This is a genomic window from Marinobacter sp., from assembly GCF_040904845.1.
GTDB lineage: Bacteria > Pseudomonadota > Gammaproteobacteria > Pseudomonadales > Oleiphilaceae > Marinobacter.
The window spans coordinates 29,913-42,957 of sequence record NZ_JBBDSR010000097.1; the positions used below are offsets into that span (position 1 = coordinate 29,913).

Sequence of the window (13,045 nt, forward strand, 5' to 3'; positions counted from 1 at the left end):
CGCGATGTTACTGCGACCCAAAAAGCCGTCTGAACAGGGTTTTGCCGGGGGTGTTCTCGGCAGGTGCTTGCTTCGGTGGCCGCTTCTGATCCACCAGATGCCCGAGCTGTTCCAGCGTGTTGACCCACAGATCCTGGGGCATTAACCGCACACCCAGTGCGTGCTCCACATCCACAATGACCTGCAGGGCCAGAAGGGAGTGGCCGCCAACGTCCAGGAACTGGTCTTCCAGGGCAACCTGGTCGCGTTTGAGCCTCGCCTTCCAGATGTCCATCAGGCTGGCCTCGATTTCCGTCGGTTCCCGATGGGCTGCCCGGGCCGGTGCAGGGTTCACGCTCATCTGTGCCAGTGATTTCCGGTTTACCTTGCCGGAGGGCAGAAGAGGCAACTGGTCGTGGGTGGTGAATTGCTGGGGCATCATGTAATCCGGCAGGAATTGCCGCAGGTGTTTGCGCAACTCACTACTGGTGGGCCGATCCTGGCCGCGATACACAATGTGGGCAATCAGCCGGTGGTCGTCGGCTCCGAGGTCCTGTACCACCATCGCGGCATCGGCGATGGCCGGATGAGTGCGAAGCTGGATCTCAATTTCCTCAAGCTCAATCCGGTAGCCGCGGACTTTGACCTGATTATCAATGCGGTCACCAAATTCAATCTGACCGTCCCGGGTCCAGCGGGCCAGATCCCCGGTACGATAAAGCCGCTCGCCGCTGGCATGCTGAACAAACCGTTCGGCGGTCTGCGTGGGGTTGTTACGGTAACCAATGGCCAGGCCCGCACCGCCGATGCAGAGTTCACCATAAACGCCCAGGGGCAGGGTATTGCCGTTGTCATCCAGAACGTGCAGCTGGGTGTTGGCCAGCGGCCTGCCGATCAGTATGCGTGGATGGTTGCCGTCTGGGTCGGCCATCACCCGGAAACAGCTGGTCCAGACGGTGGCTTCCGTAGGACCGTACATGTTCCACAACTCTATGCCCTGATCCACCAGCACGGCGGCCAGATCGCCTGGCAGTTTTTCACCGCCAATCAGTCCCTTAAGCGGAGATCCGGGCTTGAAGCCAGCGTTCATCAGTAATCGCCATGCCGCCGGTGTGGCCTGCAACGCGGTGATCTTCTCTTTCTCCAGCATCGCTTTCAGTTGGTGAGGGTCGCCGCTCTGGCTCTGTGAGGCGATGACCAGGGTGGCACCCACGGTAAGTGGCAGGAACAGTTCCAGCAATGAGATGTCGAATGCCAGGGTGGTAATGGCGAGCAACCGGTCATCGTCGTTCAGGCCGGGTTCACGGGCCACGGCCATCAGGAAATTGTGCAACGCGCCGTGGCTGACCTCGACACCTTTGGGCACACCCGTAGAACCGGATGTGAATATAATATAAGCCAGTTGTGTGGGCTGCAGCGACGAAACCACGGGCCCTGTCTGCTGTTGCCCGATGGCTTCGGCATGATCATCAAGGACGACGACTGTTACCGCGTCACCGCCGTCAATGTTGGCATAAGCCGTATTGGTCAGCAGCAGGCGCGACTGGGCCACTTCAAGAATGGCCTTGATGCGCTCATCCGGGTAGGCCGGGTCCAGGGGCACATACGCAGCCCCCAGCTTCCAGAGCGCGATGACGGTGGCTGGCAGGTCTAGCGTCCGCTCCATCAGCAACGCAACAACCTCGCCGGACTTCACACCCTGTGCCGCGAGGAAGCGGGCGAGCTGGTTACTGTGCTGGTCAAGTTCGGTGTAAGACCGCTGCACTTCGCCGGCCACACAGGCTGTTTTATCCGGACAACGCTCGATCTGGCGCTGGAATTCCGAGAGAAAACCCTGCTCAAACGGACAGTCGAGCGCTGTCTCGTTCCACGCTGCGATGTTATTGAGCTCGGGGTCGGTGGCGTGGATCAAAGGCTCAAGAAGCACCGGTGCCGAGGCATGGGTAATGGTCCGGATGCTGTCGGTAAAGCTGGTCACCAGCGCTTCAATGGTGGTGCGTTTGAACAGCTCGATCGGGTACTCGAACCCCGCTTCAATGCCGTGCAGGTGGCGCTTGAACCAGACGTCCAGATCGGTTTCCACGCCAACCCGGTCCAGATTGATCTGTGACCGCTCTATGCCCTCCATCTGGTCTTGCCGGTTGCGAACATCCTGGTAGTTGAACAGCGTCTGCGCTACCGGGTTTCGGGAGGCATCGCGGGACGGGTTGATCGCGCGCACAACAGACTCGAAAGGAGCCTCCTGATGTTCCATGGCCGAGAGCAGGGTGTCCTTGACGCGCTCGATCAGGTCATCGATGGATCGAAGGTTGTTGAGGTCAAAGCGGCAGGCCAGGGCATTGATGAGCGGGCCCATCAGGCCACTGAGTTCATCCTGATTCCGCGCGTATACCGGCAGGCTCACGATCAGGTCGGACTGCCGGCTGAAGCGGTGCAACATCAGCACATACACCGCCATTAAAACGGTGAAAAGCGTGGTGTGCTGCCGGGCAGCGACCACTTCCAGCGCCGCTACCGTTGCCTGGTCGATAGCGAACTTTACGCCTTTGCAGCGATGGGGCTGTGTGTGAGGGCGCTCGAAGTCCAGGGGCAGGTGGAGCACCGGAAGCTCGCCGCCCAGAGCATTTTTCCAGTACGCCAGATGGCTTTCCAAAGCGTCACTTTCCAGCCATTGGTGCTGCCAGTGTGCGTAATCCCGGAACTGCACCGGTAACGCGGGCAGCGGGTCGCCCAGCCCTCGGGTATAGGCGTTGTACAAGGTGCACATTTCCTTGAGCAGCAAATCGAACGACCAGCCGTCAAACACCAGGTGGTGGATCATCAGGAACAGGATGTGGTCCTGTTTCTCCACTTCGATCAGTGTGGCTTTGAAAAGCGGGTCCGATTCCACATCGAAGCCGGTGGCGACGGTGCCCTCGAGCACGTCTTCCAGCGATTCGACCGATGAAACGCCGTAGTCCGCCAGGGTTTGGGGCGGGAGCGAAATGCTGCGCTCGTTATTCGTGACGATCTGCACCTGGCCGTCCTGGTTCAGGAAATTGGCCCGCAGAATGTCATGGCGTTGGAGAACGGTGTCGAGCGCGTGCTCCAGCGAGCGGACATCCAGATCCCCGCGGAACCGGAAGATGGCGGGAAGGTTGAACGCGAACGCCTCCGGAACAATTTTCTCATACAGGTACCACACCTGTTGCTGCGGCGTGGCGTAGACGGCCTGGTGCTCGGGCGCGGGCTGAATACGGGCCGGGCGTTCCCCGGTTTGTTTTGCCTGATCGACTCGCTTTGTGAGCGAACGAACGGTGGGTGCCTCGAACAATTTGCCAAGCCCCAGACTGACACCGTACCGACTTTTGATCTGTGCCAGCATCTGGGTACCCAGCAGCGAGTGACCGCCGAGGTCAAAGAAATTGGCGGTCACACTGACCAACGACGCACCCAGCACACGAGACCACAGCTCGCAGAGTTCGGTTTCCAGACGGGATGCCGGTGCCACGTAGTCTGACTCGTCCGCGATGGCTGTGTCGGGCGGTGGCAGCGATTTACGATCCACTTTGCCACTGGAGGTCAGGGGCAGGGCGGGCAGCTGAATAAAGTGCTGGGGCAGCATGTAATCGGGCAAGGTTTCAGCGATGTGTGCCTTCAGCTCTGACAACCAGGTTGTCAGCTGCGGTTTGGCCACGATGTAAGCGACCAGGCGTTGGTCATTTTTTCGGTCTTCCCGCGCCAGTACCGCGCACTGTGTGACGCCTGGAAAGCGAAGGATGACCGATTCAATTTCCCCGAGCTCAATCCGCAACCCCCGGAGTTTTACCTGAAAATCGTTGCGACCGATGTATTCCAGCGCGCCATCTGGCTGCATTTTGACCAGATCGCCCGTGCGATAGGCTTTGAACGGTTCGTCCGAAAATGGGTCGTCAATAAATTTCTCCGCCGTGAGTTCCGGTCGGTTGATATAACCGCGAGCCACCTGCACCCCGCCAATCAAGAGTTCGCCGACCAGCCCTTGACCCAGCAGATTGGTGTGGCTATCGACCACATACAGCCGGGTGTTCGGCAGCGCCTTGCCAATGGATACCGTAAAGTCAGAAGACTCCTGCCCGCACAGCCAGCTACTGACGTGCACGGCAGCTTCGGTGGGGCCGTAAAGGTTCCAGCATTCGGCAGCGGGGAAACACTCCCCGAAGCGGGTTTCCAGCTCCGTGCTGACGGCTTCACCGGTCAGCAGAAAACGGCGCAGGCTGGGGCAGCGGGCCTGATCGCAGACATCCAGAAACAGGTAGGCCAGTGACGGCACAAAATGGATGTGGGTAATGCCATGCTGGTTGATCAGTTCAACGAGGTATTCCGGGTCCTTGTGGCCGCCGGGATTTGCGATGACCAACGGTGTGCCGGTCATTAGCGGCAGGAACAGTTCACAGAGTGACACGTCAAAGGTGTAGGGCGTTTTGAGCATCACCGCGTCAGACGGTTCCAGGCGGAAGGTGTCCTGCATCCATAGCATATGGTTGCAGATAGACTGGTGCTCCAGCATCACGCCTTTCGGTTTGCCCGTGGAACCTGAGGTGTAGATCACGTAGGCCAGCTGATCCGGGGTACAGGGCAACCGGGGGCGGGCAATGCTCATCTGGCTCAGATCGAGACCGCCGTCGTCGATGACGATGGCCTCGGTACCGTCCGGTGTGCGGTGCGACAGTGACGCCATGGTAAGAACGAAGCCGGACTGCACCTCGTCGACAATAAAGGCGAGTCGGTCCTGCGGATGCTCCGGGTCCAATGGCAGGTAGGCACCGCCGGACTTGAGAATGCCGTTGATGGCAATGAGCATGGCCGGCGAGCGATCCATCAGGATTGGCACAATGGTTCCGGGGCCTACGCCTCGATCCATTAACCAGTGAGCCAATTGGTTCGCGCGTTCATCAAGCTCGCGGAAGGACATTTCCCCGGTTTCGTAAATCAGCGCGGTGCGGTCTGGAAAACGATCGGTGGCCGCTTCAATCAGGCCGTGGAGGCTGTGGTTGGCCAGGTCGTAGTCGCACCTGGCTGCGGCCCATTCCTGGTGGTAAAAGTCCCGGTCTGATTGGCGCAACAGTTCGAGCTGCCAGAGGTTCGTGTCGGGTTTTTCGAGGGCTCCGCGCATCAGCAGTAACAGCTCGTCCATGCGACGGTCCATGGTGTCGGTGTTCCAGAGCTGGAGATTATGGGTGCACTCCATTACTGCTGAGTGGTCGGACAAGGTGATGTTCAGGTTCAGGTCAAAGTTTTCGAACGCCCGTGGGTTGGACTCGAAGTGGGTGTCCAGCCCGGCAAACCGGAAGTCCGATTCGTTGGCCTGATCCACGTTGAACAGCACCGAGACCAGAGGCGGTTTGGACGGATCTCTGGCGACGCCCAGGGTCTGGAGCAATGTGCCATAAGTGAGGTACTGATGCTCGAACGCGTCGAGCATGGCCTGCTGGGCTCGTGCGAGCAGCGTGCGGAATGAATCGTCCGGGGACACGGTCAGGTAAAGCGGAATGATGTTGACGCAATGCCCCACAAGGCTGTGTTCCCCGCTGGCCATCTGCCCGGCAAAGGGAATCCCCAAAACGATCTCTTCACTGCCCGAGATGCGGTTGAGATACGCCGCAAAGGCCGCCAGCAGAGTGGTGGTTATGGTGCTGTTGTTTTTGGCGGCCAGCCCTTTAAGTTCTTTGAGCAGATCCCAGGGCATGGGTTTGTCGAGGCGAAAGGCTGCGAAGCTGCGGGACAGCCCCCTTGGCCGATCGTAGGGCAGATCGAGAGTGGGAATGCCGCCAGCAAAACGGCGGGTCCAGTAGGCGATGCTTTGCTCGCGCAGAGCCCGTGTTTCCTCGCCTCGCTCCCATTGTGCGTAGTCGCCGAACCTGGACGGAGCCTCCAGCAACGCGGGTTGTGCCGGAGCGCATTCTCGCTCGTAGAGGCTGCCCAGTTCGCTGGCCAGGATGTACAGAGACCAACCGTCACAGATGGAGTGGTGAAGCGTCAGCAGCACGCGGGTGTCTGTTTCGTCAAACCGGATGACGTCGAACCGGGCAAGCGGGCCATCGAACAGGTCGAACGGCTCCACCACGGCATCGCGCGCCAGGGCCGACAGTTGCCGGCTCCTGTCGGTCGGTGACAGGGTGAGGAAGTCATGAGTATGGACCGGGGCGGGGCGGTCTTTGTAGACCACAAGGGTTTCGCCGTCGTCACTGAAACAGCTCCGCACCGCTTCGTGCCGTTGCCACAGGGCTTCCAGAGCGGCCACTAAGGCGCGCTGGTTAACGCTGCCGACCAGGTGAAGAAAGACCGATTCATTAAACGCAGCGCTGGCGTCATCGCCAAACTGGGCCGCCAGCCAGACTTCCCGCTGCGCTTCGGTGCTTTCGATGGTGCCTTCCAGTTCGCCGAATCTGAAAGGATCGTGGCGGTTAACGTGTGTCAGTACTGCTGTATTCATAAGCGATTAACCTGCCCATTTCTCAAACTGGTTTTTATGGATTTTTGACGGGATGTACCAGGCGGCCTTGCCGGATTCGTCGCGGCCAAGCCGGGCCCCTTCAACGGGCGGCTTCTGGCCGGCTCCGGTGCCCGTGTCTGTGGGCGCGCTGGTAACGGGGAAGAACTCCATGGCGATCATTTCGTCCATGGCTTCCTTGAAAGCGCTGGTGATGGCGCTCAGGTCTTCATCGCTGTGAGCGGTGGTAATGAACATCGGGCGCGCGTCCCAGATGTGGATGCCTTTCTCGCGCAGCAGAATGTAGATCAGCTCTTCAAAGGCGATGTCCTGCGGGATCTTGACCTTGCACATGGAACCGCAATGCTCGATTTTCAGAGGTGCACCCACCATTTTGGCGTAGTGGTTGATCTCGCTGATCATCTCGTCGGCGCGGTGGTTGAGATCACTCTGCAGGTTGGGCTCCGCGTCCAGGCGGGTGAGAACGGCCACGGTGGCGGCCAACGCCAGCGGATGGCGCACAAACGTACCGGCGAAGTAGGTCACCCCCACTTCCGGGGACGAGTCGTCACCAAACTGCCAGTACCCGCCATCGAGGGCATCCATAAAGCGGGCTTTGCCGGAAATCGCACCCACCGGTAAGCCACCGCCAAATATTTTGCCGTAGGTGCAGAGGTCGGCATCAATGCCGTAGTAACCCTGCGCGCCTCGTGGATGAATGCGGAAGCCGGTAATGACCTCGTCAAAGATAAGCGCGATCTGCTGGGTGGTGCACAGATCACGGGCTTTCTCCAGGAAGGCTTTGGGCTGCAGGTCGGGATTGCGGCTTTGTACGGGCTCTACCAGAACGGCGGCGATTTCATCGGCGTGTTCCCGGATGTAATCCAGGGAGGCGTCGCTGCCATAATCCAGCACGATCATGTTGGCCGCAGCGGATTCCGGGATACCGGCTGCCGCCGGGACCGCGAACCCGTTTGCACCACGGGTGATGATGACGTCGTCATGAATACCGTGGTAGTCGTTCTCGAAAATGACCACTTTCTCTTTGGCCGTTACCGTCCGTGCCAGGCGCATGGCCCCGAGCACGGCCTCTGAGCCGGTATTGCAGAACGCGACGCGTTCATTGCCGGTAACCTTGCAGAACAGGCGAGACGCCTCGGCCGCCAGCGGATGCTGCGGGCCAATCTCGTAGCCGGTGTCCAGCTGCTGGGCGATGGCGTTTTTAATGAACGGAGCCGAGTTGCCGAAGAAATTACTGCCAAACCCGCAAGTCACATCGATCAGCTTTCCGCCATCCGAGTCCCATAGGTAGGCCCCTTCGGAGCGCTCAACCACAATGGGGTAAACCACCTCCTTGATGACATTGCGAAACCCGGAGACCACCCTCGGGTCCGCCAACCGTTTGCGGTTGTTTTGGGCAAACTGTTTCGATTTGGCAAACCGGCTGTTGTAGCGCTCGCACAGTGCCCGGAAGCTGCTCTGCTGGGTGGGAGACAGTTCGTTGCTGCGTTTGACATTGATCCGCGTGCCAGCCCCGAAGGGCTTGAGAAGCCCCTTTGAGTGTCCGATGGGGGCCGCGCTGGTCGTTGTGCTGGCAGGGCCTCCGGCGTTGGGCTGAGTTGGCTCGTTTCCCTGGCCGCTCAAGGATGACAGCAGAGCCAACTGACCCTGCATCAGTTGCATCTGCTGTTGCAACAAGGCCTGAATGTCACCGGTTGGTTGAGCGCTTGAGGCGACGCCCTGCGGGAAAGCGGCGGCCATGGCGGTGTGCGGTGGCGCGCCTTCAGCACCTTCTACCACAACGCCCTCAGCAATCAGATAGTCCGTCAGCTTGTTGAGGTTGCCACAATCGTTGAGCAACTGACGGAAGCTGATGTTGACCTTGAACTTTTTCTTGAGCTTCAGCGTTGACTGGGTGAGCAGTAACGAATCCAGCCCCAGTTCGAAAAAGGTCGCGTTGCCGTCGGCTTCGCTCAGATCAATACCGGAGATATCAGAAAACAGTTTGCGCAATTGTTCCGTAATAGCGTCTTTCATGGCGGGCCCTGCCAAATTCGTGTGTTGGTCTTGAGAAAGCTGTGGCCCCGGAATGGTGCTGACCACCGGTTCGATAACATGGGTTCTGTGCTGAAACGGGTAGCCCGGCAACCGGGCGTTCAGCGCCGGGTTGGGTGCCCCTGTTGGCCAGTTTATCGCCTGCCCGGCGCACCAGGTCTGGCCGAGGCCGCGGCTGAAGGAGGCAATTTCCGCGTCGGCTTGTCCAGCGTCCGCCAACAGGGGGATCAGTGAGAGGTCTGACTTTTCCGCCAGCGTCTGCATCACCATGCCGCAAACGGTGCCCTGGGGGCCGCATTCAATCATCAGTAGGTTATTCAGGGTGCCCAACGTTGCTGCGCCGGCGCGGAATTGCACGGGTTGCCGGATCTGACTTGCCCAGTACTGGATGTCGGTCGCTTGCTCGTCGGTAATCCAGTCACCGCTTACGCAGGAGATGAACGGCAGGTTTGGCGTATGCAGGGTGATATCAACAAGTGCTTCGGAGAACGCCGTGCACGCCGCATCCATTGCTGGCGAATGGAAGGCGTGGGAAGTATTGAGCTCGCGGAACGGGAGCTGATTCTGTTCCAGCACCGAGGTAAACGATGAAAGGGCATCCTGTTGACCGGACAGCGTGCAGGACTCGCCGGTATTTTCAGCGGCGATGACGACGCCTTCCGTCAGTAACGGTGCGATTTGCTCGCGGCTGGCACGTACGGCCAGCATGGCACCGGAGGGTTGTGCCTGCATTACCCGGCCCCGGGTGATCACCACGCGCAGCGCCGTTGGCAGATCGAACACCCCGGCAAGGGTAGCGGCGGCCAGCTCACCAATGCTGTGGCCGATGGCGGCACGCGGCCGGATACCAAGGTCCATAAGCGCGGCTGCCAATGAGTAGCCAATACAGAACAGGCTGATCTGGGTTTTGCTGGTGTCTTTAAGAGGATCACCGGATTCAAACATCAATGCTTTGATATCCACCCCATGAGCATCCTGCAAGATGGCGGCGCAGGCGTCCATTGCCTGCTGGAACGCCGGAACCTCCCGGTACAGGGAACGCCCCATGCCGGCCACCTGGCTACCCTGGCCGGGAAATGCCAACACCACCGCCGGTGTTTTCAGGCACGTTTCCCCATCCTGGGCCTCTTCGATTGCATCGTTCAGATCGTCCATCGCAAGGGTTTGTGGCAGCGCGATGCGGTGGCGGAAGGCGCGGCGGTTGCGAATCAGTGCTGTGGCCAGGTCCGGCCGTGCGGCTTCGCTTCCTGTTTCTTGCAGCAGTGGCTGGAACGCTGCGAGAACACCGGAAAGGGCGTTGCCGGATTGCGCGCTGAAGCACAGCGGCACCCAGGCCGGCGTGGTGTTTTGTTGGGGGCGCTCAATGGGTTCTACGCCTCGAAGAATGGCGTGCGCATTGGTGCCGCCGATGCCGAAGGAACTGACACCGGCGATGCGCCGGGTTATCGGAACGGCCCAGTCACTGGTGGACTCGGCAATGACAAACGGCGTATTGGACAGGTCCAGTTCCGGGTTGGCCGCCTCAAAATTGATGGATTGCGGCACCTTGCCCCGTTCGATCGCCAGCGCGCATTTAACAAGCCCAATGACGCCCGCCCCGGCCGTGAGGTGACCAAAGTTGCTTTTAACCGAGCCAAGCCGGCAAAACTGCTTGCTGGCGGTGTGCTCGGAGAAGGCCGCGTTCAGCGCTGATACTTCAATCGGGTCGCCAATTGGGGTGGCGGTACCGTGTGCCTCCACATAACCAATATCACTGACATCGACCCGGGCATCCTTCATGGCACCGACAATGACCGATTTCTGACCCTGAACGCTCGGTGCCGAGAAGCTGCCTTTCTCGGCACCGTCGTTGTTGACGGCAACCCCGCTGATGCAGGCGTAAATATGATCCTGGTCCCTTTGGGCCTCGTCGAGGCGCTTGAGCACGATCAGCCCACCGCCATCGCTGAAGACCGTGCCGGAGCTGTTCTTGTCGAATGGCCGGGTGTGGCCATCGCGGGTGTAGATGCTGCCTTCCTGATGGGTATGGGGTTGCTGTTGAGGGAAGGTTACCGATGCCCCGCCGGCAATGGCGATATCGCATCGGCCCTGGCGAATGGCTTCAACCGCCTCGGCCACCGCCACCAGCGAGGTGGAGCAGGCGGTGTGAATGCTCAGCGCCGGGCCTACCAGGTTAAGCTTGTGGGCCAGCCGGGTTGCGGCATAGTCTTTTTCGTTAGCGACCATGGCTTGCAGGGGGCCGTAGTCCTCAAGCTTTTCCTCGTTCTTCAACACATTGTTCAGGTAATAGCTGTTGTTGCCGACGCCACAATAAGCGCCGATTTTCCCGGCAAACTGTTCGGGGTCGTAGCCGGCGTTTTCCAGGGCGTGCCAGGCAAGCTCGAGCAACAGGCGCTGTTGAGGGTCAATGAATTCGGCTTCGATAGGGCTGATGCCAAAGAAGCGATCATCAAAGCCCAGGGGGTCGTCGAGAACGCCGCGGGCGTTAACGATGCCGTCTTCGTTTTCACCGTCATGCCGGGAAAAGAAGGTGATGCTTTCCCGGCCGTCTACCAGGTTGGCCCAGAACGTCTCTAATGAGCTCGCGCCTGGCACTCGGACCGCCATGCCAATGATGGCGACCTCTCTGGAACGCGCATTACCCGAAGTGCCAGGTTGTGGTTGTAGCTTCGGCAGGCGCACGGCGTGGCGGGAGACTGCGTAATCAAGAAACTGGCCCAATGTCCGGTACTGAAAAAGTGAGTAGACGGGAACGCTCACTGCCAGCTTTTCATGCAGGGACGCAGCAATGCGATTGGCTGTCAGCGAGTCCATGCCCTGGTCCTGCAGGTTGTCGTCCGTGGTCAGGTCCGGGTTAGCCATCTCAGCCTGGATAATCGCCAGCACCGAGTCACTGTGATTCTGCGGCTTTGGCGCAATGGTGGCGGCGTTTTCGAGCGCTTCCACCATCGATTTGCGATCGATCTTGCCGGAAGGCGTCTTCAGGAGCGCTGCAAGCCGGTGGTATTGGCTGGGCACCATATACGAAGGCACGGCTTTACCGAGTGCCTGTCGGAGGGCCGCATCGGAGTTGGCCGGGCCGGGCTCGCCGGTGAGGAACGCCACCAGCTTTTTCTGGCCATTGACGTCGCGCACCGCGACAGCGGCCTCTTCGACCAGGCCCGTATCCAGTAGCCGTGCTTCGACCTCGCTCAATTCCACCCGGTAACCGTTGATCTTGACCTGGCTGTCGATGCGCCCGTGGTAGAGGAGTTCACCCATGTTGTCCTGGCTGACCAGGTCACCGGTGCGATAGGCGCGGGTGGGGGGTTGCTCCGGGCCATCGGACAAGGTCACGAAGCGCTGCTGGGTCTGCTCCGGGCTGTTGATATAACCGTGGGCCAGAACCGGCCCCGCGATGTAAAGTTCGCCGACTTCGCCGGTACTGACCGGGCACAGGTTGTCGTCCAGAATCAGCAGCTTCGCGTTATCGATAGCCTTGCCAATCGGGGGGAGTGCCGGCCAGTTGTCTGCTGGCCAGTGCAGCCGGTGTTCACTGACGACATGGGTTTCGCAGGGACCGTATTGATTGCACAGCGATACATCCTCCAACGCGTTGAAGGCAGCTCGTAATTCCTTGCTGATGACCAGCTGCTCGCCCGCGGTGATGACTTCTTTCAGTGAGGCCGGATAGCGTGACAGCCGGTTGGCCCACATCACCAGTTGCAGCAGGGCAATGTACGGCAGAAACAGGCGTTCAATGCGGTGTTCGTCAATAAAATCCAGTAACCGGTGGAAGTCCTGCTTTGTCTCGGTATCAACCAGGAACAGCGTGCCGCCCTGGGTCAGTGTGGAAAAGATTTCCTGAAACGAGACGTCAAAACTCAACGCGGAAAACTGCAGTGTGCGGTACCGGGTGTCGTCGCTGTAGCGCCGGTTTTGCCAATGGATCAGGTTATCCAGAGTGCCGTGATTCATCAGCACGCCCTTGGGCTTGCCGGTGGAGCCCGAGGTATAGATAACGTAGGCGTTGCTGTCCGTTGTTGGCGTGCAGCTGACCGGCGGTGGCACGGGTGCCTCGCCAAAGGCAATCTCCCGCAGATCAAGATGTTGACCAATCGGAGATCGGAAGTCGTCGTTGTCGGTGATGGTCAGAGACGCACCCGCATGGCTCACCATGTAGTCAAGACGATCCTGCGGGTAGAGCGGATCTAGCGGCAGATACGGACACCCATGACGCAGAATGGCAATCATGGCGGTAATGGCCAGGGCCCGGTCATGGGTGTGGATCGCTATCGGCGTGCCCGGTTCAAACTCGAAGTCGGCGAGGTATGACTGAAGCGTGAGCGCGTTTTGATCAAGTTGCTGATAGGTCAGCGAATGCCCGCCCGCTGTGCAGAGCGCGACCTCATCTGAAAAAGAGTACGCTGAATGCTGGAATTGGTCGAGAAAACCGGGGGCTGCCGGGGAAGACTTGCTTGCATTCATCTCTTTGCCTTCCTTGATAGAGAATCATACACCGTCGATGTTACATTATGTAAATTAGCATAGGGGGTACCGATGTGCTAGGACGTTTTGTGG

Annotated in this window: 2 protein-coding genes; both read right to left on the reverse strand. The window is 59.5% G+C overall.

Annotated features, from left to right (window positions below):
• Nucleotides 1–7: 7 nt before the first annotated feature.
• Nucleotides 8–6,433, reverse strand: a complete 6,426-nt coding sequence (locus WD429_RS12095) for an amino acid adenylation domain-containing protein (protein WP_368422431.1) — start codon at nt 6,431–6,433, stop codon at nt 8–10.
• A gap of 6 nt (nt 6,434–6,439) precedes the next feature.
• Nucleotides 6,440–12,952 carry an amino acid adenylation domain-containing protein gene (locus WD429_RS12100; RefSeq protein ID WP_368422432.1) on the reverse strand — a complete coding sequence of 2,171 codons (6,513 nt, stop codon included), beginning with the start codon at nt 12,950–12,952 and terminating at the stop codon, nt 6,440–6,442.
• Nucleotides 12,953–13,045: the final 93 nt, after the last annotated feature.

Coding starts and splice junctions, on each gene's coding strand:
- WD429_RS12095 (WP_368422431.1), bottom strand. CDS start 6,433: ATGAATACAGCAGTACTGACACACGTTAACCGCCACGATCCTTTCAGA.
- WD429_RS12100 (WP_368422432.1), bottom strand. CDS start 12,952: ATGAATGCAAGCAAGTCTTCCCCGGCAGCCCCCGGTTTTCTCGACCAA.